Origin of the sequence: Nocardia pseudovaccinii NBRC 100343, assembly GCF_001613225.1 — a bacterium.
In the GTDB taxonomy this organism is placed as follows: Bacteria; Actinomycetota; Actinomycetes; order Mycobacteriales; family Mycobacteriaceae; genus Nocardia; species Nocardia pseudovaccinii.
The window spans coordinates 1-22,174 of sequence record NZ_BDBY01000118.1; the positions used below are offsets into that span (position 1 = coordinate 1).

At 64.8% G+C, this 22,174-nt stretch carries 18 protein-coding genes and 1 tRNA gene; 11 read left to right on the forward strand and 8 right to left on the reverse strand.

Annotated features, from left to right (window positions below; translation table 11 throughout):
• Window positions 1-190: 190 nt before the first annotated feature.
• Window positions 191-3,193 (forward strand): UPF0182 family protein, encoded by a 3,003-nt coding sequence (locus NP3_RS13670; RefSeq protein ID WP_063041270.1) that lies wholly within the window; start codon window positions 191-193, stop codon window positions 3,191-3,193.
• Between the two features lie 109 nt (window positions 3,194-3,302).
• Here the strand turns inward: NP3_RS13670 and NP3_RS13675 are convergent, their stop codons facing one another.
• Window positions 3,303-3,854: a transglycosylase family protein gene (locus NP3_RS13675; protein ID WP_063041272.1), complete on the reverse strand. Its 552-nt coding sequence runs from the start codon at window positions 3,852-3,854 to the stop codon at window positions 3,303-3,305.
• Between the two features lie 567 nt (window positions 3,855-4,421).
• On the opposite strand from NP3_RS13675, the gene NP3_RS13685 reads away from it, so the two are divergent.
• A tRNA-Met gene (locus NP3_RS13685) sits at window positions 4,422-4,495 on the forward strand.
• Between the two features lie 199 nt (window positions 4,496-4,694).
• On the opposite strand, the gene NP3_RS51815 is transcribed toward NP3_RS13685, so the two are convergent.
• The 4 genes from NP3_RS51815 to NP3_RS13705 all read right to left on the reverse strand — a co-directional run bounded on the left by NP3_RS51815 (window position 4,695) and on the right by NP3_RS13705 (window position 6,785).
• Window positions 4,695-5,210: a hypothetical protein gene (locus NP3_RS51815; protein WP_157124300.1), complete on the reverse strand. Its 516-nt coding sequence runs from the start codon at window positions 5,208-5,210 to the stop codon at window positions 4,695-4,697.
• Between the two features lie 312 nt (window positions 5,211-5,522).
• Window positions 5,523-5,780 carry a hypothetical protein gene (locus NP3_RS13695; RefSeq protein ID WP_063041278.1) on the reverse strand — a complete coding sequence of 86 codons (258 nt, stop codon included), beginning with the start codon at window positions 5,778-5,780 and terminating at the stop codon, window positions 5,523-5,525.
• A gap of 57 nt (window positions 5,781-5,837) precedes the next feature.
• Window positions 5,838-6,044: a hypothetical protein gene (locus tag NP3_RS13700; RefSeq protein WP_063041280.1), complete on the reverse strand. Its 207-nt coding sequence runs from the start codon at window positions 6,042-6,044 to the stop codon at window positions 5,838-5,840.
• Window positions 6,045-6,212: 168 nt separating this feature from the next.
• Window positions 6,213-6,785: a TetR/AcrR family transcriptional regulator gene (locus tag NP3_RS13705; protein WP_063041369.1), complete on the reverse strand. Its 573-nt coding sequence runs from the start codon at window positions 6,783-6,785 to the stop codon at window positions 6,213-6,215.
• A 199-nt stretch (window positions 6,786-6,984) separates the two neighbouring features.
• On the opposite strand from NP3_RS13705, the gene NP3_RS13710 reads away from it, so the two are divergent.
• The 8 genes from NP3_RS13710 (at window position 6,985) to NP3_RS13745 (ending at window position 18,961) form a co-directional block, all read left to right on the forward strand.
• Window positions 6,985-8,001, forward strand: coding sequence for a 3-ketosteroid-9-alpha-monooxygenase, oxygenase component (locus NP3_RS13710; protein WP_063041282.1), 1,017 nt, complete (start codon window positions 6,985-6,987; stop codon window positions 7,999-8,001).
• A complete protein-coding gene (locus tag NP3_RS13715) occupies window positions 7,998-9,098 on the forward strand; it encodes an NAD(P)H-dependent amine dehydrogenase family protein (RefSeq protein ID WP_063041284.1) in 1,101 nt (366 codons plus the stop codon). The genes NP3_RS13710 and NP3_RS13715 overlap by 4 nt, the downstream gene beginning before the upstream one ends.
• A 113-nt stretch (window positions 9,099-9,211) precedes the next feature.
• Window positions 9,212-10,792 (forward strand): FAD-dependent monooxygenase, encoded by a 1,581-nt coding sequence (locus tag NP3_RS13720; protein WP_245720919.1) that lies wholly within the window; start codon window positions 9,212-9,214, stop codon window positions 10,790-10,792.
• Between the two features lie 356 nt (window positions 10,793-11,148).
• Window positions 11,149-13,416 carry a hypothetical protein gene (locus NP3_RS13725; RefSeq protein ID WP_063041288.1) on the forward strand — a complete coding sequence of 756 codons (2,268 nt, stop codon included), beginning with the start codon at window positions 11,149-11,151 and terminating at the stop codon, window positions 13,414-13,416.
• A gap of 81 nt (window positions 13,417-13,497) precedes the next feature.
• Complete coding sequence (locus NP3_RS13730; protein ID WP_063041290.1) at window positions 13,498-14,367, forward strand: MurR/RpiR family transcriptional regulator; 870 nt, start codon at window positions 13,498-13,500, stop codon at window positions 14,365-14,367.
• A gap of 41 nt (window positions 14,368-14,408) precedes the next feature.
• Window positions 14,409-15,173 (forward strand): HAD family hydrolase, encoded by a 765-nt coding sequence (locus NP3_RS13735; RefSeq protein WP_063041292.1) that lies wholly within the window; start codon window positions 14,409-14,411, stop codon window positions 15,171-15,173.
• Complete coding sequence (locus tag NP3_RS13740; protein ID WP_063041295.1) at window positions 15,170-17,515, forward strand: glycoside hydrolase family 65 protein; 2,346 nt, start codon at window positions 15,170-15,172, stop codon at window positions 17,513-17,515. Before NP3_RS13735 ends, NP3_RS13740 begins: the two co-directional genes overlap by 4 nt.
• An 18-nt stretch (window positions 17,516-17,533) precedes the next feature.
• Window positions 17,534-18,961 carry a lipase maturation factor family protein gene (locus NP3_RS13745; RefSeq protein WP_063041297.1) on the forward strand — a complete coding sequence of 476 codons (1,428 nt, stop codon included), beginning with the start codon at window positions 17,534-17,536 and terminating at the stop codon, window positions 18,959-18,961.
• Here the strand turns inward: NP3_RS13745 and NP3_RS13750 are convergent.
• Window positions 18,955-19,356 carry a nuclear transport factor 2 family protein gene (locus NP3_RS13750; RefSeq protein WP_063041299.1) on the reverse strand — a complete coding sequence of 134 codons (402 nt, stop codon included), beginning with the start codon at window positions 19,354-19,356 and terminating at the stop codon, window positions 18,955-18,957. The genes NP3_RS13745 and NP3_RS13750 overlap by 7 nt on opposite strands.
• Before the next feature lie 87 nt (window positions 19,357-19,443).
• Here NP3_RS13750 and NP3_RS13755 point away from each other — a divergent pair, with 87 nt between their 5' ends.
• A complete protein-coding gene (locus tag NP3_RS13755) occupies window positions 19,444-19,998 on the forward strand; it encodes a PadR family transcriptional regulator (RefSeq protein ID WP_063041301.1) in 555 nt (184 codons plus the stop codon).
• A gap of 6 nt (window positions 19,999-20,004) precedes the next feature.
• Here NP3_RS13755 and NP3_RS13760 read toward each other — a convergent pair whose 3' ends face one another.
• Window positions 20,005-20,658: a VC0807 family protein gene (locus tag NP3_RS13760; protein ID WP_063041303.1), complete on the reverse strand. Its 654-nt coding sequence runs from the start codon at window positions 20,656-20,658 to the stop codon at window positions 20,005-20,007.
• Window positions 20,659-20,779: 121 nt separating this feature from the next.
• Window positions 20,780-22,102 carry a lipase family protein gene (locus NP3_RS13765; protein ID WP_063041305.1) on the reverse strand — a complete coding sequence of 441 codons (1,323 nt, stop codon included), beginning with the start codon at window positions 22,100-22,102 and terminating at the stop codon, window positions 20,780-20,782.
• Window positions 22,103-22,174 lie beyond the last annotated feature (72 nt).

The window sequence follows — 22,174 nt, forward strand, 5'->3', positions numbered from 1 at the left end:
GCGAACGCGCCGCGCCGTAGGCGCGGCAAATTAGACAGAGCACGGGCAGCGCGGAAGGCGCTGCCCGTGTCACAGCCCGATTCCGTAGAGTGGGCCGAAACGGTCCCTTTGGACCACCTGCAACATCGGACTGCGGTGTCACGGCCGAGAACATCGGTGCGCGCGCCGCCGGACCTTGGAGAGTGGCATCGTGGGCATGCGGCCCCCCACCGGCTTACCTTCGTTGTCCCGACGCAGCCGAGTGCTGCTGGTGGCGGCCATCATTCTGGCGGCGCTGTTGCTGCTGGGACCGCGGCTGACCGACACCTATACGAACTGGTTGTGGTTCGGCGAGGTCGGTTTCCGCAGCGTCTATCTCACCGTGCTGCGCACGCGGATCCTGTTGTTCATCGCCGTCGCGCTGTTCGTCGGTCTCGTCGTCTGGTTGGCGCTGTTGCTGGCCTACCGGACCAGGCCGGTATTCGTGCCGGTAGCGGGGCCGAACGATCCGATCGCGCGCTACCGCACCACCGTGATGAGCCGGCTCAAGCTGTTCGGCATCGGCATCCCGCTGCTGCTCGGCGTGCTCTCCGGCTTGGTGGCGCAGTCGAATTGGGTCACCGTGCAGCTGTTTCTCAATGGTGACTCGTTCGGCCAGAAGGATCCGCAGTTCGGCCTCGATGTCGGTTTCTACGCCTTCGACCTGCCGTTCTACCGGATGGTGCTGAACTGGCTGTTCGTCGCGGTGGTCATCGCGTTCTTCGCCAGCCTGGTGACGCACTATGTCTTCGGCGGTCTGCGCCTGACCGGGCGTGAGGGCACGCTGACCCGGCCCGCGCGCATCCAACTCGCGGTGATCGCCGGAATCTTCGTGCTGCTCAAGGCGATTGCCTACTGGTTCGACCGCTACGAGCTGCTGTCGAGCAGTCGTAAGGAGCCGACCTTCACCGGTGGTTCCTACACCGATATCAACGCCGTGCTGCCCGCGAAGCTGATCCTGCTGTCCATCGCGGTGATCTGTGCGATCGCCTTCTTCGCCGGTATCGTGCTGCGCGATCTGCGGGTGCCCGCGATGGCGGCCGCGCTGCTCGTGCTCTCCTCGGTCCTGGTCGGCGCGGTATGGCCGCTGGTCGTCGAGCAGTTCTCGGTGCGCCCGAACGCCGCCGACAAGGAGAGTGAATACATCGAACGCAATATCGCCGCGACCAGGCAGGCGTTCGGCATCACCTCGGACAAGATCGAGTACAAGGACTACAAGGGCGACAGTTCGAAGAGCCCGCTGGAAGTTCCGGTCGATGCGGCGACCATCGGCAATGCCCGCCTGCTCGACCCGAATATCTTGTCGCCTACCTTCACCCAGCTCAAGCAGCTGAAGAACTTCTACGGCTTCCCGGAGTCGCTGGATATCGACCGCTACACCCTCAACGGCGATACCCAGGACTACATCGTGGCCGCCCGCGAACTGCACCCGTCGGCGCTGAGCGGTAATCAGACCGACTGGATCAATAAGCACACCGTCTACACCCACGGCAACGGCTTCGTCGCGGCGCCCGCCAACCGGGTCAACCGGCCGCAGTACGAGGACCCCAACGCCAATACCGGCGGCAGCAGCGACAGCGGCTACCCGATCTTCCTGGTCAGCGACCTGTTCAACTCGACCGACCAGCAGCAGATCAAGGTCGAACAGCCGCGCGTCTACTACGGCGAGCTGATCTCGCAGTCCAATCCGGACTACGCGATCGTCGGCGCCGTGAACGGTTCGCAGCCGCGCGAATACGATTCCGACACAGCGCAATTCACCTACAACGGCAAGGGTGGCGTGTCGATCGGGAACTGGTTCAACCGGTTGGCCTTCGCGGCCAAGTACACCGAGCGCAATCTGCTGTTCTCCTCGGCTATCGGGGACAACTCCAAGATCATCTTCAACCGTAGCCCGCGCGAGCGGGTTCAGAAGGTCGCGCCCTGGCTGACCACCGACGGCAATGCCTATCCGGCAGTCGTCAACGGCCGGATCCAGTGGATCGTCGACGCGTACACCACGCTGGACAACTACCCGTACGCGCAGACCACCTCGCTGGAGGGCGCGGTCGAGGACAGCATCGATAAGAAGACCGGAAGGCTGTTGCCGCGCAAGGAGGTCAGCTACATCCGCAACTCGGTGAAGGCCACCGTCGACGCCTACGACGGCACGGTGACCCTCTACGAGGTGGACCCCACCGACCCGGTGCTGAAGGCCTGGCGCGGTGTGTTCCCTGGCGCGGTCAAGCCGCAGAGCGAGATCTCGCCGGAACTGCGCGCGCACTTCCGCTATCCCGAGGATCTGTTCAAGGTGCAGCGCGAAATGCTGACCAAGTACCACGTGGACAATCCGCGAGAGTTCTTCACCAACAACGCTTTCTGGTCGGTCCCCAGCGATCCGACCACCGAGGGGGGCACCTTCAATCAGCCGCCGTATTACGTGCTGCTGGGCAACGCGTCGGCGAACAATAAGCCGGTGTTCAATCTGACCAGCGCCATGGTCGGCTACAACCGGCAGTTCCTGTCCGCCTATATTTCGGTGCGCTCGGATCCGGACGGCTACGGCAAATTCACGATCTTGCAATTGCCGACCGATACGCAGACACAGGGTCCGCAGCAAACGCAGAACAGTATGACGACGGCGCCCGAAGTCTCCAGTCAGAAAACGCTGCTGTCGAACTCGAACAAGATCAGATATGGCAATCTGCTGACCTTGCCGATCGCCGACGGCGGAATCCTTTATGTGGAGCCGTTTTACAACGAGCGAAATACCGGGGCAGGCAGCTCCACGTTCCCGCAGCTGCTGCGGGTACTGGTGAGCTATCGCGATGTGGCGGGCAGTGTGAAGGTCGGTTTCGCCTCCACCCTGGCCGATGCGCTGAATCAGGTACTGCCGGGGACCGGTTCGCTGGCGACCCCGTTCGGCGGTGATCCGGCCAGCAGGCCGAAACCGGGTACCACGCCACCGACGGATCACGGCGCCACGGCGCCGACGCAGGGCACAACACCGCCGACACAGGGCACCACGCCGCCGCCGGCGACCGGGTCCGCCGCCAAGGATGCGGCGGCCGCCGAGCTGAGCAAGAAGATCGAGAGTGTGCGAAATGCCATGAAGTCCGGGAACTTCCAGGACTTCGGCAAGGCGCTGGAGGAACTGGACGCCGCAGTGAAGGCGTATCAGGACGCCGGTCGCTGATCCAACTAGAACGGCCCCGTCACCCGGATTCGGGTGACGGGGCCGTTCTCATCGACGTCGAACCGACGTCCACCTCGGCGCCGTTGCCGAGTGACGTCCGATTCCTACGTCAGCGACCGAACGAGTCGATCAGTGCGCCGTTCTGGTCCAGCAGCTGCTGGTACTGGCCCTCGAGGCCATTCTGCTTGGCCAGCTGGTAGCCCGCGGACTTGGCCTGCTCGATGGCGGACTTGACATTGGTGGCCGGGGCAGGGGCGGCTTCGGCGGGGGCGGCGGGCTCCGGCTCGACGACGGCCGGGGCGCTCGGCTCGGACTCACCGGCACGCAGGTACTGACCGCAGACCGGCCAGGCGCCCGCACCCTGGGTGGCGAGCACATTCTCGGCCACCCGGATCTGCTCTTCTTTGCTGGCATGATTGGCGGAACCGGCGCCACCGTTGGCGGCCCAGGTGCTCTGCGAGAACTGCAGGCCGCCGTAGTAGCCATTTCCGGTGTTGATACCCCAGTTGCCACCGCTTTCGCACTGCGCGACGCCATCCCAATTGTGGGTCGGGGCGGCCGCTGCGGTGCCGGTGGAAAGACCGAACGGGACGGCAACGATTGCGCCGGTGACAGCGGCATAGCCGAGGGCGCGGGTGCTGAGCTTTCGGTGCTTCGACATGTTGTATTCCCTCCCTGCGCCCACCGCCCCCGGTAATGCGAAAGCCGAGTCCCTGCCCCCAGGCGTGTCGGGGATCCTCGAACCGCGGGACAGGGTCGCCGGTGTTCGGCGGTTCGAGTTCGAGCCCATCACGTTTGATCCGGGCCGCGAATCGACGGTAACGAAGAAATCTCGGCAGATCACATCTTGATAACTTCGCAATTGCATGATGCGAATAACGTGTATACCGGTGTTTGCGCAGGTCGCAAATGCCATAAGAATGGATTCCGGACGGTCGGTTATAGCATCGTTATGTGTTCGGGATCACTACGAAATAGTGGCCCAGGTCACGTTTGAAGCCATTGGCCGACCGGTCTATTGCGTTCTGGACGACTTTCGCCGCCGCCCTCGCTCAGGTCTGATGGATGGATTCGGCAGATGTCCGCTACCGACCCCTCGGAGCCATCTGTGTGCAACCTCACCCGCTCGCCCGCGACCCCGGATTCAACTCGCTGACCAGGGCAAACCCCCTGGAAGATAAGCGATTTGCCTTTCGTGCGTAGACGTGTGTAATGTTGTGTTTACCGACGCGGGGTGGAGCAGCTCGGTAGCTCGCTGGGCTCATAACCCAGAGGTCGCAGGTTCAAATCCTGTCCCCGCTACGAGGGAAACGACCCGGAACTCAAGTGTTCCGGGTCGTTTTTCATTTGGTGCTCGAGCGCGTATTGGGAACCGTGGCGAGGCTTGTTGTGGCCTCCTGTTCGCCGGTCGGTGTGAGCCTGCGATAGGTCAGGGGCAAGTCGCTGATCGAAGCTCGGTGACCGTCTGCGACGGCTGCTGCAGCTACGTCTGTGCGTGGCGCTAGGGCGACTTGGTCAGGCTGCGGACGTGTGGCCATGCTTTGGTGAGTGTGAGTAGCTGGTGTAGTTCCGTGGTGAGGTCTCGTGTGCCGGGTTGGATTTGGTGGCGGGGGTGGGCTGGGTCGTGTTCGGCGGTTTTGGTGGTGATGGCTTCGGCGATGTGGCGGGGGTAGGTGTGTGGGTCGGCGTCGGTGGTGGCGAGGTTGTCGGGTTGTGGCTGTAGCGCTTGAGGTGGAGCAGGCTGTCGCGGATGTCGATGGTCATGCGGTGCAGGTGGATGGCGGGGTCTGTTCGGTGGTCGTGCCGTTTTTCGAGGACGATTTCGGGTACGGCCGTGATCGGTCCACATCGGGTGCAGGCGGCGGCAGTATCGGCTGGTGCGGTCCCATCCGGTGTGGGTGAGCAGGGTGCTGATCAGCGGCACGGTGACAGTGGCGGGAGCGCCGACGGCTGAGAGCAGGAAGCCGCTCCAGGCTTTCCAGTGCATCTCGGGATCGAATGCCGGGTGGCCTGTCATGACACTGATGGCTGTCTCGAGCGGGTATATAACCGCTACGATCCCCAGGTCCACCGTGGTGCCCAGGACCGCTGGTGTACAGTGCCCGTTCCTGCCAGTGGTGGCCCCTGCGGCGCGCATCTCGCGCATGCTTACCCGGCTGAGGAGCATTGCTGTGGCGCCGAGCGGCAGTGAGAACGCGACGCAGGCCATGACAGTGGGCCAGCCCAGGGTTGGGTCGATCAACTGGTCAGCGTGGCGGGCGGGTGTGCCCGCGATCAGGATGACGGCGGTGGCGGTGATCGTGACGAGGTAGTAGCGCCGTTGCCTGCGTCACGTGTCGGCGGGGTCGGCGCCCGCCCGCAACTTGGCGAAGCCGTAGATATTCGACATGGTCAGCAGGGTTGCTCCCGGTGAGAGCTGCCGGGCGATGTTGACCACGTCGCTGTCGTCGCCGGGCAGCAGCCAGGTCAGTGACTGTTCGAACCATGCGTCCCGTAATAGGTTTTCGCAGAGACCGGCGGCGAGCGCGCGGTTGATGAGCCAGTCGACGTTGTTGTCCCGTAACGGCCACCACCGACCGGTGAGCACCAATGTGAGACCTGTCGGGACGGGCCAGGTGATCAGACCGGGACCGGGGCGGTCATCTCAGCGATGCCGGTTTCGGAAGTCTTGGCGGCGGGCGATCCACAGGCCGCCTCCGTTCCCCAAGAGGGCGCCGATGTCGATGGGGCACAACGTGATCGGCCGTTCCCGGTATTCTGCCACCCGCGCGATGTATTCCGTTATGTCCCACGGGTCGGGGATCGGTACCAGGCGACCCAGCTCCTCGAATCGCGCGGCGAGATCCACCATTACGCCTTCCCTCGTCGATCACCTGACCCATGCCGATATTGCGGTGAGCGTAGTCGCTGACGGAGCACTGTCACGGACATGGCTTGTCGCGCAAGCATTCTCGCATCCGCCTTCGATGGATCAGCCGCAACATCATCGGCCTTGATTCGCTCACTGGGCGAGCCGGAATCAAATTGTCGTTCGACCTGAATCCTCGAGGTACGCGACGATCGCGTTGGTGAGCCCGCGGCGGGCCTTGTCGAGGTCGGAGTAGGTGCCGAGCTGGCGTTCGGAGTTTATGCCACGCATGGCGCCGGGAATCAGCGCTGCGATCTCCTCGACGCGGCCGGGGTCCACGCCGAGGTCCGCGAAGGCGTTTTGGCAGGTTCGGAGCCAGCCGTGGCCCCAGGATGCGAGTTCGGCGGCGGTGCGCGGGTAGAGCTGTTCCAGTTCGGTGTGATCGCGCGGCAACGCGGCACGAAGGTTCTCGATCGCGCGGGAGTCGGGGGAGGTGAGTCCCGCGTAGAGCGTGTCGATGATGCCCGCGACTCGCTGACGAAGCGGTGCCGCGGTGTCGGTGAAGGTGAGCATTTCGGCTCGCCGCTCGGCGGTGTAGTGCAGCACGGCGGCCCAGAGTCCGTCGTTATCGCCGAACTGATATTTGACCGCGCCCCAGGTGGCGCCGATCTCGCGGGCGATCTTGCTGGCCGATACCGCGCCGGGGTCTCCGGTGGCCAACGAGCGCACCGCCGCTTTCAGCATGTTCTCCCGGGTGGCATCGCCACGGCGGTTCGTGCGTCGCGCATAGCTATCCCGGTCGGTCACTTTCCAGATGTTAGCTGGTGGCGCGCACCCGGCCGCATTCGAATCCCTGCCCGCTGAGCGGTTTTTCATAGTTTCACAGTACCCACTATGATAATTTCATAGCGGTCACTGTGATCTGCCGGGAGAGGACACCGAGATGGCGAAACCGCCGCTATCGATGCAGCCGACGGGATGGTTCCAAGTCGCGTGGTCGGCCGAGATCGCCGTCGGCGCGGTCCACCGGATGACGTACTTCGGCCGGGAGCTGGTGGCATGGCGGGCGCAGTCGGGCCTGCTGACGGTGATGGATGCCTACTGCGAGCATCTGGGCGCTCATCTCGGATTCGGCGGTCATGTCGAGGGCGATGTCATCGAATGCCCGTTCCATGGCTGGCAGTGGAACCACGAGGGCCGCAACGTCTGCATTCCGTACGAGAAGCATCCCAATCGGGGTAGGCGCATCCGTACCCACCCGGTCGTCGAGCGCAACGAATCGGTCTACATCTGGCACGACGTCGAGGGTCGCCCACCCTTCTTCGAAGTGCCCGACGTGTTCACCGGATTCGGCGACGACAGCAGCTCGGCCGACTACTACCCGCAGGCCACTCTGTTCCGCGAGCGACTGGAACTTCATCCGCAGTACGTGCTCGAAAACGGTGTCGACTTCGCGCATTTCAAGTTCGTGCACCAGACGCCGATCGTGCCGGTGTTCACCCGGCACGACTTCGACGAACCGGTGTCCTACGTCGACTTCACCATCACCTTCGAAGGCGATGACGGGCAGTCCATCGAGGATGTCAATAGCGGCGTCGAGGCGATCAACGGCGGACTGGGCGTTGCGGTGACCAAGAGTTGGGGCATGGTGGACAACCGGACCATTACGGCGGTCACCCCCGTCGACGACAGCACCTGCGATGTTCGTTTCAGCGTGTACATCGGCCGTCGGCCCAGCTCTGATCCGGCGAAGGCCGAGCAGCGAGCCCAGGCGTTCGCTCGAGAGGTCATTCGCCAGTTCACCCAGGACGTCGATATCTGGCAGCACCAGCGCTACTCGGATCCACCGGCACTGTCCGGAAGTGAGTACGAGGGCTTCACCGCCATCCGCACCTGGGCCGAGCAGTTCTACCCGATCCCGACCCAGGATCAACGCATCCAGAAAAGCAGGCATCAATGAACGCACCAACCAAAGCGCCGATCCGGGTGTTCCAAGTCGCCACCGGCAATGTCGGAACCGAGATGATCAAACGAATCGGCAACCATCCGGATCTCGAACTCATCGGATTGCATTGCTACACACCGGAGAAGATCGGCCGCGACGCCGGCGAGATCGCCGGTCTGGCGCCGAACGGCATCATCGCGACCGGCTCGGTCGACGAGATCATCGCCGCCGCACCCGATGTGCTCACCTTCCACGGCGTATTCCCCGACGAGGACCTCTATGTCCAGGTGCTCGAAGCGGGCATCGACATCGTCACCACCGCGGACTGGATCACCGGTTGGCATCGCGACACCAACCACCCGCATCCGTCGGGTAAGCCGGTGACCCAGCTCCTGAGCGAGGCGTGCGCGAAGGGTGGATCGACCTTCTACGGCACCGGCATGAATCCCGGCCTGAACCAGGTCCTCGGAGTGGTGTGTTCCGCCGACGTCGCCGAGATCGAGAGCATCATCACCCTCGAATCCGTCGACGTGTCGTGCCACCACTCGAGGGAGACCTGGATCGAGGTCGGCTACGGGTCACCTGTCGAAGATCCGAGCATCCCCGGCAAGCTGGAGAAATACACCAGTGTCTTCGCCGACAGCGTGCTGATGATGGCCGACTGCTTCGGTCTGGAACTCGACGAGGTGAAGTTCACCTATGAACTCGGCGCCTGCACCAAGGATGTCGACCTGGGCTGGTACCGGCTGCCGAAGGGCTCGCTCGGCGGTAATCACATCAAGTACCAGGGCATGGTCGACGGCGTTGCGCGGATCGAGACGCATCTGGAGTGGCAGATGACACCGCACACCGACCCGAGCTGGAATATCAAGGGCTGCTACATAACTCGGATCAAGGGCGATCCGTGCATTTACAACAAGCACATGATTCTCCCGAAGCCCGGCGTCGACCTCGCCAACCCGGACAACTTCGCCTCGATCGGCATGACCGTCACCGGATTGCCCGCACTCAACGCGATCGCGTCCGTTGTCGCCGCCCCGCCGGGACTGCTGACCAGTGCAGACCTCCCGCTGCGCGGATTCGCCGGTCGGTTCAAGAACCCCCGCGACTAGGAAACGGGGCGCACCCACTCGTTTCCCTTCTCAACTTATAACGCACCCGGGGGATTGCGGCAAGGCCCGGGTCGTGCTGCAGAATCGCTGGCCGAGGCCAGAACCTGCGTGAGATGGGAAGTAACCGAATGCATGTGACCGACACCGATGTGATCATCGTGGGTGCGGGCCCGACCGGGTTGATGCTGGCCGCCGAGCTGCGTCTGAGCGGTATGCGACCGCTGGTGTTGGAGCGTAAGTCGCAGCCTCGGGACATCCCGAAGGCCGGTGGTATCGGCGGGCGGATTCTGGAACTGCTGCGCTACCGCGGCCTGTTGGAACGCTGTGAAGCAGCCAATACCGACCCCATCCCGGCTCCTCGCTTCCCGTTCGGTGGTGTGCACGTGGACTTGACGCGGCTGCCGGATCCACCGCTGCACGCGCTGCCACTCGCACAGCATCGACTCGAGCGTGTGCTCGCCGAACGGGTCACCGAACTGGGCGTCGACATCCACCGCGGACACGAGGTGGTCGGGGTGAGCCAGGACGGCGCCACGGTGACCGCGGACGTGCACGGGCCGGACGGACCGTATCGAGTGACTGCCCGATATCTCGTGGGCTGCGACGGTGGGCACAGCCGGATCCGCGATATGGCGGGCATCGCATTCCCTGGCACCACATATCCGGAGGTCAACCGGCTGGTCCAGGTCGCCGTGCACGATTCGGTGACCGTGCTCGACAACGGCGACCTCGACGTCCCCGGGTTCGGCAAGATCCGTGCGGGATTCACGCAGACGGATCGCGGTATGTTCGCGAACGGGTCGACCACCCCCGGACTGCTCGGGCTCTTCACCACCGAAGACGAGTCCACCGAATACGACGACGACGAACCGATGACCCTGGCCGAGTTCCAGGACAGCGTCCGCCGCGTGCTCGGCGCGGATCTTCCACTGGGAGAACCGATTCGGCTGTCGCGCTTCACCTTCAAGGATCGACTGGCCGAACGGTACCGCGCCGGGCGGATCCTGCTGGCCGGCGATGCGGCTCACCTGTTCCCCGCCACGGGTGTGGCGATCAATGCGGGCATGCTCGACACGGTCAACCTGGCCTGGAAACTGGCCGCCGACATCGAGGGCTGGGCGCCGGACGGTCTGCTGGACACCTACCACGAGGAACGCCACCTCGCGGGCGAGCGGACACTGCTGCACACTCGGGCCCAGGTGGCATTGCGGCGCGGACAAGATCCGGCCGCCGAAGCACTTCGGCAGGTCTTCCAGGAACTGCTTCTGGACGAGCAGCCATTGCGCCGCGTGGGAGCGCTCATCGCGGGCACCGATATCCGCTACCCGCTACCCAATCCCAACGAACACCCCTTGACCGGCGCCTTCGCGCCCGACCTCACCCTGCACACCGACGAAGGCGCCACCAGCGTCGCGGAACTCATGCACACCGCACGGCCGATCCTGCTCATTCTCGCCGACCGGCCGGAGCTGCGCGAGATCGCCCGCGACTGGCAGCATCGCGTCGAAATCCACACCGCCGCAACCGATCACCGACCAGCCGATGCCCTGCTGATTCGCCCTGACGCTCATATCGCCTGGGTGGCAGGCGTCGGCGAACCCATCGATACCGCCGCGCCCACGCTGCGAGAAGCGCTCGCTGGCTGGTTCGGTGCGCCTCTCGAAACACCGGTGCCCGCCGATCAGCCCGGCTGATCGGCCGTTGTCCCGCACCACTTCTCCCGCCATTTCCCACTGACGGGAGAAGTGGTGACGCTCCCGAGGATCCCGGTGCTGAGCGCGGTTACGGTGCGGGAGTGCGGTTTTCATGTGCGCAGCGTCGATGGTGGAGATTTCGGCGAGACGTCACCGGCGCCGCACCGATGTGGCGTCGGCGATAGCCCGTGGAAAGCGTGCGAAGTGGACGTTAGGTGAACAACTGGTTTCGCAAAGGTATTGCTACGCAACAATAGTTGCGTCATGCTGAAGGCATGGCCAGACGGTCGAAGAGGCGGCCGGTCCGGCCGAGGTGGGGATCCGAGGATCCGAAGGGGTGCTGTCCGCGCCCCGGTATGTCCCATGCAATTCGTTGGCGGCGACGCGTCGGCTGGGTGCTGGCCGTCATCTTCGTCCTATTCGTCTTTCCCGGACTCGTCGGCGCGGTGGCCAACGCGCAGTACCTGGCCGCGGCGACCGGCAGCGGTGTCTCCGAAATCGACGGCCTCAGTTGGATGCACATCCGCGATTCGTCCGGAGTGCCGCTGGCGAACTACGCCTTCGCGACCGACCACGGCGGGGTGCTGGACCCGGGCTCGACGATCCTCTGGGCGATCCTCGGCTTCGAATTCATCGGCTATATCGCCATCGTGACAACCGCGATCTGGTTGATCGGCAATGCGCTGAGCTTCCAGTGGCTCAATATGTTCGGCTCGGCATTGACCGGCGTCGCGGACCGGCTGACCGGTCAGATCGCGACACCGATGCTGCTGATCACCGCCGCTACCATCGGCGCGTTCTGCGTCGCGTGGTTCTGGTTGCGTGGCTATCACGCCAAGGCGATGCTGCAGGTCGTCACGATGCTCGGTGTCGCGGTGCTCGGTCCGGTATTCCTGGCCGAGCCACTCGGCGATGTGCTGTCCTCGGACGGATTGCTCGCCAAGGGCAGGGATTTGGGAATTTCGGTCGCGGCCGGGCTGAACGGCAACAACAACCCGAATCCGAACCAACTGGTGACGACCATGCAGCGCGATCTGGCGGACAACTTCGCCCGCGGCCCGGTGCAGGTGTGGAATTTCGGGCATGTGGTCGACGAGCAACCGGCCTGCCGGTCGGTCTGGTCCACGGGGATGACCGCGGGCGACGACGAACGGGTTCGCAAGGGCATGCAGAGCTGCGGTGATTCCGCCGCCTACGCCAAGGCCCAGAATCCGACCATGGGTCAGGTCGGTACCGGTCTGATGCTCTTGATCTGCGGCGGCATCCTGTTGGCCTTCGCGGTGGTGCTCGGCATCAGGGTCATCAAGGCCGCACTGGACGCGATCTACCACGGGTTCATGTCGATATTCGGTTTCGCAGCAGGCGGATTCGTCTACGGACCGACGCAGACCTTTCTGGTCCGCAATCTCGTCGACAGTATTGTCGCGGCGGGCCGAATGACCGCGTACACCATCTTCCTCGGCGTCTACGTGCTGTTCATGGGCAATCTGTTCGCGCAGGCGAAGGGGCAGACCATGGCGGTGATCGTCATCGCGGGCACCGTCGAGATAGGGGCCATCTCCCAGCTGAAACGGCTGAACCGCAGCCTCAGCCGGGGCAACGACTGGATCGCCAACCGGTTCGCGCTGGCGATCCAGGGGCGTCCGGTCACCGCGGGCAGCGGCGGCGTCGCGCTGGGGATGGGCACCTCACGTTCCGGGGGCAGTATGTCCGGATCCGGGCTCATCACCGGCTTGGCCGCGATCAATACGGCCAATACCTCGCCGGTGCTGGCCTGGCTGGCGATGAAGACGCCCAAACCGCTGGATCCCAATGCGAGACTGCGGAAAGAGGCCGAGCTGATCAATATGCGCATCGCGGCTTCGCATATGACACTCGACCAGCAGGAGGAACTGCGGGCGGCGCGAAAGGTCCTCGACGCCAAGGCCACATCGCGCGCGGCAGAGTTCGGCGGCATCCACGATCACGTGGGCGCTGCCCATGCGTGGGACGGTCTCGGCGATATGGATGCCAGTTACCAGGGCAAGATGGGCTCGCTGACCCGGCTCGATCTCGACGCGAAGAAGATCGGCAATATCGCCGCTGTGCATTCCATTCAGAAGGCGAGCACGCCACCGAACCCGTTCGAGTTCGCGCCGCGGGCGAAGGCGCAAGCCGCCTTGCAGGCGGCGGTGAACCGTCCAGGTTCGGCCATCGCCCCCGAATTGGCCGGCCAGGCGCATGTCGCGGCCTACAACTTCCGCAACAACGCCCCGGTGGCCGCCCCCAACGCCGCCATCGATCATGGGCTGGTGAACGACGTCACGGCCGCGATCCAGAACAACCAGGCGCTCGACACGGCCATCGATCCGGATCGTTGGAGCACGGCGGACAAGGCGACGTTGCAACACATCGGAAGGAATCTCGCGAGCGACTATTTCGATGCCGTGCACACCTGGGCGTACGACTCGACGGATCAAAATCTCGCCGCGGCCATGACCAGACTCGAACATGCGCACATGTTCGATGGCCTCACCGACGGCCTGGTCAATGATCCGTGGGGAGGCTTGCGGATGCGGAACCTGAGCATCCAACCGGATGATCCATTCGCGCAGGCGAGCTGGCGAAGTCTGGGCCAACCCTGAGGGTTGGCGGCGGTTGCCGTGGGGCACTAGAACCTTACGGCCCGTCAGTTATGGTGTGGGCCTATCGTTCGAGTACACCGAATGATCGCGAGGCTCACCGTGCGGGACAGCGCTCCCACCACCTATCAGGAACTACGCGCCCTCCTGCAGCAGCGCCTGCCCGAACTGGCCGACGGCCAACAGCGCATAGCCAGGCTGGTATTGGACGATCCGGAGGGAACCGCATTCCGCAGCATCGGCCAGAGCGCCGAACTCGCGGGCGTGCACCGTTCCTCGCTGGTGCGTTTCGCGACCATGCTGGGCCTGCCCGGCTATCCGGGCCTGGTCCAACTCTGCCGCAGACAACTCGCGGCCGAGGCGTATCTGGTGCGTAGACCCGCCGACGCGCCACCGCCGAGCTCGAACGACGAGTTCTTCACCGCGATAACCGAATACGACACCAACAATATGTCTCGTACCTTCGCGCGGATCGATCGCGGCGACTGGGACCGGGCGGTCGAGACGCTGGCGCACGCCTCCACCGTGCACGTCATCGGGCTGCGGCGTTGTCTCGCGATCGCCTATGCCGCCACCTACCAGCTGCAGCTGGTGCGCCACCGGGTCCGCCAGCTCGGGGCGACCGCCCGGGTGCTGACCGACGAACTGCGCGATATCGAGCCCGGCGACGCACTCATCGCGGTATCGATCCGGCGCTACAGCAGTGACACCGTCCGTGCGGTCGAATCGGCACGCCGTCGCGGCGCCACCACCATCGCACTCACCGATGACGCGTCCTCCCCGCTGGCCCGCATCGCCGATGTGACCTTCTATGTCGGAACCGGCTCCCTCACCGTCCTGCGCACCCTGACCGCCTTCACCGCCTTGGTGCACGCCATGGTCACCGCCGTCGCGATGCGCCTGGGATCCGTCGGCGCCGATACCGACATCCTCGACGATCAATTGCTCGACTAGTCGCGCCGTTTGCGGCTGCTGTCCCCGGGTACCGCTGGGGTATGACGCCAAGCCATGATCTCCGGGGGCTCGGATTGCCCGAAACGATCTCGGTGGCGCTGTTCGACCTCGACGGTGTGTTGACCGATACCGCGGCGGTGCACCGGCGGGCGTGGAAGGCGGTCTTCGACGAGTTTCTGGCCGGACGCAGCCCCGGCCCGTTCCACCCGTTCACCGATGCCGAGTATCTGGGCTATGTGGACGGACGCTCGCGGGCGGACGGTATCCGGGAGTTCCTGAAGTCGCGCGGGATCACGCTGCCGGAGGGGGACCCCGATGCGGCGGAGGGGGAGCCGACCGTGCATGGGCTCGGCAATCGGAAGAATCGGCTGCTCCTGTCGTTTCTCGAACGCGACGGGGTGCACGTCTATCCGGGGTCGCTGGACTATCTGAACGGGGCACGCGCGGCCGGGTTGCGGACGGGTGTGGTTACCGCTTCGGCGAATGCCCATGAGGTGTTGGCGGTCGCGGATCTGACCCGGTTCGTCGATGTGTGTATCGACGGGGTCGAGATCGCCGGCCGCGGCCTGCGCGGCAAACCCGCGCCGGACGCATTTCTCGCGGCCGCGGAGGCACTCGACGCCAAGCCGGAACAGGCCGCGGCGTTCGAGGATGCCATCGCCGGGGTGACGGCCGGTCGGGCCGCGGACTTCGGATATGTGGTCGGCGTCGATCGAGTGCGTGATGGCACGCAGGCCGAGGCATTGCGTCGGGCGGGTGCGGATGTGGTCGTCACCGATCTGGCCGAGCTCGGGCCACCGCAATGACTACCGACTGCCGTGGCTTCGAGATCGCGCCATGGCACTTGCGTTGGTGTGGACTGGATCTCGAGGCATTGCACCGAACCGAGTCGATCTTCGCACTCGCCAACGGACATCTCGGGCTGCGCGGCACCTTTGAGGAGGGAGAGCCGGTGGGCAAGCCGGGGACCTACCTCAACGGCTTCTACGAAAAGCGCCAATTGCCTTATGCCGAAGCGGGATACGGCTATCCGGAGGATGGTCAGACCCTCGTCAATGTGACCGACGGGAAGATCATCCGGCTGCTCGTCGAGGACGAGCCGATGGATATGCGCTACGGCGAGGCCGTCGAACACGAACGGGTGCTGGACTTCCGGTCCGGCACGCTGCGGCGCAACACGGTCTGGACCTCGCCGACCGGCCGGTGCGTGCGCATCCGCTCGGAACGGCTGGTGTCGTTCACCGAACGCGCCCTTGCCGCGATCCGCTACGAAGTCGAACCGCTCGACGACGATCTCGAGCTGGTCATCCAATCGGATCTGCTTGCCAATGAACCGGTTCCGGCCTCGCACAACGATCCTCGGCTTGCCGCTGCACTCGACCACCCACTGGTGGCGGACTTCTGCGCGGCCCGTGATTTCGCCGCGGTGCTCGTCCATCACACCCGGCGCTCCGGGCTGCACATGGCCGCGGCCATGGACCACGAACTCGAGGTCGACGCGACCCCGCGCTGTGGTGTGCACGCCGAGGAGGATCTGGCACGCTTGACGATCGCGGTCGATGTCGCGAAGGGCCAGCGCGTGCGGTTGACGAAATATCTCGGCTACGGATGGTCGAGTCGACGCTCGGTACCGGCGCTGCGGGCCCAAGTGGACGCGGCATTGGCCGCGGGTCTGGAGACGGGCTGGGATACGTTGCTGGCCCGGCAACGTGAGTACCTGGACAACTTCTGGTCCACCGCCGATATCGAGATCGACGGGGATCCCGAACTCCAGCAGGCAGTCCGATTCGCGCTGTTCCATGTACTGCAGGCGGGTGCACGCGGCGAGACCCGCGCGATACCGTCCAAGGGGCTGACCGGGCCGGGCTATGACGGCCATTCATTCTGGGACACAGAGACTTTCGTATTGCCGGTATTGACTTACACGATGCCGGTGGCGGCGGGCGACGCACTGCGTTGGCGGCACGCCACCCTCGACCGGGCCCGGCAGCGCGCACACGAACTCGGCCACACCGGAGCGATGTTCCCGTGGCGCTCCATCAACGGCGACGAGGGTTCGGGCTATTGGCCGACCGGTACGGCGGCCGTGCACGTCAATGCCGATATCGCCGATGCGGTGGTCCGATATCTCGCCGCGACCGGCGACGAGCACTTCGAAAGAAGCTGCGGTGTCGAGCTTTTGGTGGAGACCGCGCGCTCGTGGGTGAGCCAGGGCCATTACGACACGGCGGGGAACTTCCGGATCGACGGCGTGACCGGTCCCGACGAATACTCCGCACTCGCCGACAACAACATCTATACGAATCTGATGGCGCAGCGCAATCTCGCCGAAGCCGCCGAAGCCTGTGTGCGCCAACCGGATATCGCCGAGCAGTTGGAAGTCGACGCGGAGGAGATCCGCGGCTGGCGCGACCGCGCCAAATGTATGTACCTGCCCTATAACGAGGAACTCGGGGTGCACGAGCAATCCGAGGGCTTCACCGAACATGCCCGCTGGGACTTCGCCGCGACTCCGCCGGAGAAGTATCCGTTGATGCTGCATTACCCGTACTTCGATCTGTATCGCAAGCAGGTCGTCAAACAGGCCGACCTGAGCTTGGCAATGTACTTGTGCCCCGACGCTTTCACGCCCGAGCAGAAGGCGCGCAACTTCGATTACTACGAGGCATTGACCGTCCGCGATTCCTCGCTGTCGGCTGCCGGTCAGTCCGTTATGGCCGCCGAGGTCGGCCACCTCTCGCTCGCCTTCGACTATTTCGCCGAAGCCGCACTGACCGACCTGCACGATCTGCATCACAATGTCGCCAACGGCCTGCATATGGCCTCACTCGCCGGAGCATGGCTCTGCTGCGTCTTCGGTTTCGGCGGCATGCGTGACCACGGTGGTGAATTGAGTTTCGCACCACGACTTCCCGCGAATATCGAGCGCCTGGCCTTCCGGATCATCTGGCGCGGCAGTGGTATGGCCGTCGAGATCACCGGCGATTCCGCGACTTATCGGCTGCTGTCCGGAGATTCGTTCGTCCTGCGTCATCACGGTCGCTTTACGACGCTCGGCAATGTCGCGGTGACGCTGCCGATTCCGCGGCAATCCGATCGACCCGAGCCATTGCTACCCGAGGGGCGGGCGCCGTATCGGCGGGGGTAGCGGTACGAAGGAGCGGGCATGCCATCGTTCACCGAATCCGAGTACTGGTTGGGCAGACTGGTTTTCCAGCACGGTCTGGCCGTCATCTATTTGATCGCCTTTGTCGCGGCGGCGCGGCAGTTCCGGGCACTCATCGGTGCGAAGGGGATGTTGCCGGTGCCCCGATTCGTCCGGCGGGTCGAATTTCGCCGGGCGCCCAGCATCTTTCATTTCCACTATTCGGACCGGTTCTTCGCCGTGATGGCGTGGTCCGGTGCCGCGCTGTCGGCCGCGGTGGTGGCGGGTGCGCTGAATCTGGTGCCGCTGTGGGCGGCGATGCTGATGTGGGCGGTGCTGTGGGCGCTGTACCTGTCGATCGTCAATGTGGGGCAGGCGTGGTATGCGTTCGGATGGGAGTCGCTGCTGCTGGAGGCCGGATTCCTGGCGATCTTCCTCGGCAATGATCGGGTCGCGCCGCCGGTGCTGGTGTTGTGGCTGGCGCGGTGGCTGCTGTTCCGGGTGGAGTTCGGCGCCGGTCTGATCAAGATGCGTGGCGATTCCTGCTGGCGCGATCTGACCTGTCTGTATTACCACCACGAGACCCAGCCGATGCCCGGCCCGCTGAGCTGGTTCTTCCACCGCCTGCCCAAACCGCTGCATCGCGTGGAGGTGGCGGCCAACCATTTCGCCCAACTTGTCGTGCCCTGGGGACTTTTCGCGCCGCAGCCGGTGGCGAGCGTGGCCGCCGCGTTCATCATCGTCACGCAGTTGTGGCTGGTGCTTTCCGGCAACTTCGCCTGGTTGAACTGGGTGACGATCGTATTGGCCACCACCGTGATCGATGTGTCCTCGGCGAAAGCGATACTGCCCGTGCCAGCTCCGCCGTCGATGCCCGCGGCGCCACCGTGGTTCGCCGGTCTGGTGCTCGCGTGCACCGTCGCGGTGGTTTTGCTGAGCTACTGGCCCGCCCGCAATCTGCTTTCGCGCCAGCAGCGGATGAATGCGTCCTTCAACCCCTTGCACCTGGTCAATACCTATGGCGCGTTCGGCAGTATCGGCCGGACCCGCGAGGAGGTGGTGTTCGAGGGCACCGACGAGGAGGAGATCACCGACCAGACATTGTGGCGGGAGTACGAGTTCAAGGGTAAGCCGGGGAATCCGCGCCGATGGCCACGACAATGGGCGCCGTACCACCTCAGGCTGGACTGGCTGATGTGGTTCGCCGCGATCTCCCCGTCCTACGCCCGCAGCTGGCTGCTCGCTTTCGTCGAGCGACTGCTGCGCAACGACCCTGCGACGCTGCGATTACTGCGCAGCTGCCCCTTCCCCGACTCGCCACCGACATATGTGCGGGCGCGAATCTACCTGTACCGCTTCGCAACTCGTGCCGAACTCCAGCAGGAGCACATGCTGTGGCGGCGCACGCTGGTCGGTGAGTACCTCCCGCCGATGGCGCTCGGTCAGTAGTAAGTGCGGCCGCTGGGGCCGCCGGAGGCCGACCAGACCTCGGTGATCTGCCCGGCGGTGACGCGCAGGATATCGGTACCGCTCACCTCGATCTGCTCGCCATCCGGTCCGGTGAACGACGCACCGTACGGCCTGGCCACGAATCCCGTTCGGGTGTCATCCATTTCGACGACCGGCTCACCCTGGGTGGTGAATCGGATTCCGGGACGCTGCGCGCGGAATCCGGCGACCTTGGCGGCAAGGGTCTGTGGGTCGCGGATTGTGTCGTACTCGCTCGCGCCCGGCTGGGCGTAGCGGAGGGTGAATTCGGGGGCCATGATCTTGTGCGCGAGCGCCAGGTCGCCGTTCCACATCGCGGTCCATTCATCGAACAGGGTGATGCCGAAGTCGCGCATCCATACTCCTCAATAGTCTCATTGATACGGTCTCGATGGCAGTAATTTATAGTCTCAGTGAGACGGTGTCAATGAGATTGAGGAGCCATGGCGGATCTCGGGCCGCAGGACCACATCGTGCTCGGGCTCATCGCCCGGCACGGACCGCTGACGCCCTATGAGTTGAAGGCCAAGCTCGAGGAGAGCGTCGACTACTTCTGGCCGGTGCCGCATGCGCAGCTCTATCGGATTCCTGTGCGCCTGGCCGAGCAGGGGTTGCTCGACGAGGAGGCCGAGGAGGGCGGGCGGCGGCGTCGACTTTTCCATCTGACCGATAAGGGCCGGGCCGAGCTGAAGCGCTGGCTCGCCGATCCGCAGAGCCCGCCCGCCGAGACCCGGGATCCGGCACAGCTCAAGCTCTTCTTCGCGGATCTGGGCGCGCCGGGCGATGTGGTCGACCTGGCGAACAGCGAGGCCGCGGAGCATCGTCGCCTGCTCGAGCTGTATCGATCGCTGTACGCCGACATAGATTCGAGCGACAAGCTGCGCGCGGTCTCCCGCGCGCGCATCCTGCGGCTCGGCATCCTGCACGAACAGGCCTATGTCGAGTTCTGGGAAGACCTCGCCGCCGACCCCGAATATCGGGACCGGCGGCGGAAGTAGCCGGAGTCAGGCGCGGCGGGCGTGCTTGACGAAGCGGACGCTGAGGGCGATCAGCGGGGTGAAGAAGATGATCGACAAGACCGGCGAGAGCCAGGCCATGGTGTGGATGGGGAGTTGGTAGGCCAGCAGGATGCGGACCGTGGCTTCGGCGACAAGGCCGACGCCCCATGCCATGGCGAGGGTGTTGAAGCCACGGCGCTTGGCGGGGTTCGCCTGGTAGGACGCTTCGAATTCGGCGAGTTTGGCCGGTCCGGCGGCCGCGAGTGCCTTGCGCGCGGACAGGTAGGTCAGCGGTTTGCCGACCACGGTGCTGATCAGGAAGGCGATACCGACGATCGCGGTGCCCGCGGAATCCTTGACGATCATCATGCGGGGATCGCCGCTGATGAGCGAACCGATCAGACCGAAGGCGAAGACGCCGAGCATGATCGCGGCGAACGGCTCGAGGCGCCGCGTCCGGATCGTCTCGATGATCAGCACCGCACCCGAGAACAGGGTGCCTGCGAGCAGGCCGGTGAAGTCGCTGTAGCCGAGGCCGGTCAGCAGGAAGTACGCGCCGATGGGCACCGCGACATCACGGGCGATCGGGGCGAGTACGCGGATCAAGCTGAAGCGCGGCGCTGCGGTCGGCTCCGCCGCGGGCTGTGCGGTGGTCGTCATTACGGGTGCTCCTGGCTGGTGATTCGGCTGTGCACTACGCGAAATGACGTTACGGATCGGCGCTCGGCTACAAATCTGCCAACCATCATGGGTCCGGCATGACAACTGTCATGCCCGCCGCCTACCGATGCAACTGGCGGATCGGTCTGCGTGCGAGCATGCGCACGAGGAGTACGGCGAAACGCAAGTGGCCCAGTGCCTCTCGCTTCGTGAAGGCCACCGACCACACCGTTTTCGTACCCGCCGAGGGCAGCGGGCGATGGTCGAATCGGTCCGCCAGCCAGTTCATGGTGACCGGCGCGCCGATGAACAACAGCGGCATATGCAGGCTGAGGCGGTCGCGCAGATAGTGCACATGCGCGCCGCGGACCGTGTAGCGGGCAACGTGCTGGTCGATGTCGTCGACGGCGATCAGCTCATCGTTTACGCCCTGGATGACCAGCATCGGCATGGCAGGCGCCTGCACACCGGGACGGATATCGGCCATGATCTGCTGCAGGCCGGGTTCGGCGAGCAGGTCGGCGAAGGTGCGGTGGCTGTAATGGTCGACGTTTTTGCCCATCAAGCGGAACAGCAGATGCAGTGTGGTCCGCGATTCGGCATCGGTGAGCAGATCGAGGAATTCGGTCTTCACATGGGCGCGCAGGATGCGATCCAGATCCGCGTAGGCGCGGCGCAGTCCGGCCACGCACACGGTCGCGAAACCGGCGAAGAAGGTGCCGTTCAACCGCGCGAAGGCCGAACCTGGATCGCCGACCGGTGAGCCGGCGACCGCGCCGACGATATCGAGTTCCGGTGCGTATCCGGCCGCCAGTTCCGCGGCCCACGCCGTGGCGAGGCCGCCGCCCGAATAACCCCACAGCGCAACGGGAGTCGTCTCGCTCAGGCCGAGCGGTGCGAAGCGCAGGCTCGCCCGGATGGCGTCCAGGGATCGGTAGCCGGGTTCGCGCGGCACGCCGAAATGTCCGGCCAGCCCGCCGTGATCGGGCACCGAGATCGCCCAGCCGCGGGCCAGCGCGTAGGTGATGACGGGTAGTTCGATCTGCGGAATCGAGCCGAGTGCCCGCGCGCCGCGCCGCAGTGCGTACGAAGGCAGACATTTCGAGCTGACGCCGTCGATGGCGCACTGGAACGAGACCAGCGGCCGCGGCTCGCGCGGGTCGGCGCCCCACGGCAGCAGCACCGTGGTCACCGCCGCCTCCGCGGTGCCGTGGAAGTTGCTGGTGCGGTACAGCAGCTGCCAGGCCGAAAACCGCAGTGGTACACGGCCGAACAGTGCCAGTTCGACCTTGCGTGTCCGCAGGATGGTGCCGGGGGCGAAGCGTGCGAATCCGGCGGGCGGCCGATAGAACCGATCCAGCTCCGGCGGTTGCGGCCGACCAGCACGAAACATTTCGGCAATCGGGTGCGCCGATTCCCATCCGGCGTCGGCCTGCACGCTCATTCCTGTACATCCTTTCGAGGGTGCACCGGCACGGTGTTTTATTTGAAATGACGCCGGAATACCGATACTCAA

Excerpts from the sequence above, each read along its gene's own strand:
- NP3_RS13750 (WP_063041299.1), bottom strand. The coding sequence starts at position 19,356 with ATGCGCGACTTCGGCATCACCCTGTTCGATGAATGGACCGCGATGTGG.
- NP3_RS13705 (WP_063041369.1), bottom strand. The coding sequence starts at position 6,785 with ATGCTGAAAGCGGCGGTGCGCTCGTTGGCCACCGGAGACCCCGGCGCG.
- NP3_RS13740 (WP_063041295.1), top strand. The coding sequence starts at position 15,170 with ATGACTACCGACTGCCGTGGCTTCGAGATCGCGCCATGGCACTTGCGT.
- NP3_RS51815 (WP_157124300.1), bottom strand. The coding sequence starts at position 5,210 with ATGACAGGCCACCCGGCATTCGATCCCGAGATGCACTGGAAAGCCTGG.
- NP3_RS13760 (WP_063041303.1), bottom strand. The coding sequence starts at position 20,658 with ATGACGACCACCGCACAGCCCGCGGCGGAGCCGACCGCAGCGCCGCGC.
- NP3_RS13720 (WP_245720919.1), top strand. The coding sequence starts at position 9,212 with ATGGGAAGTAACCGAATGCATGTGACCGACACCGATGTGATCATCGTG.
- NP3_RS13700 (WP_063041280.1), bottom strand. The coding sequence starts at position 6,044 with ATGGTGGATCTCGCCGCGCGATTCGAGGAGCTGGGTCGCCTGGTACCG.
- NP3_RS13765 (WP_063041305.1), bottom strand. The coding sequence starts at position 22,102 with ATGAGCGTGCAGGCCGACGCCGGATGGGAATCGGCGCACCCGATTGCC.
- NP3_RS13710 (WP_063041282.1), top strand. The coding sequence starts at position 6,985 with ATGGCGAAACCGCCGCTATCGATGCAGCCGACGGGATGGTTCCAAGTC.
- NP3_RS13715 (WP_063041284.1), top strand. The coding sequence starts at position 7,998 with ATGAACGCACCAACCAAAGCGCCGATCCGGGTGTTCCAAGTCGCCACC.
- NP3_RS13755 (WP_063041301.1), top strand. The coding sequence starts at position 19,444 with ATGGCGGATCTCGGGCCGCAGGACCACATCGTGCTCGGGCTCATCGCC.
- NP3_RS13745 (WP_063041297.1), top strand. The coding sequence starts at position 17,534 with ATGCCATCGTTCACCGAATCCGAGTACTGGTTGGGCAGACTGGTTTTC.
- NP3_RS13725 (WP_063041288.1), top strand. The coding sequence starts at position 11,149 with ATGTCCCATGCAATTCGTTGGCGGCGACGCGTCGGCTGGGTGCTGGCC.
- NP3_RS13730 (WP_063041290.1), top strand. The coding sequence starts at position 13,498 with ATGATCGCGAGGCTCACCGTGCGGGACAGCGCTCCCACCACCTATCAG.
- NP3_RS13735 (WP_063041292.1), top strand. The coding sequence starts at position 14,409 with ATGACGCCAAGCCATGATCTCCGGGGGCTCGGATTGCCCGAAACGATC.
- NP3_RS13675 (WP_063041272.1), bottom strand. The coding sequence starts at position 3,854 with ATGTCGAAGCACCGAAAGCTCAGCACCCGCGCCCTCGGCTATGCCGCT.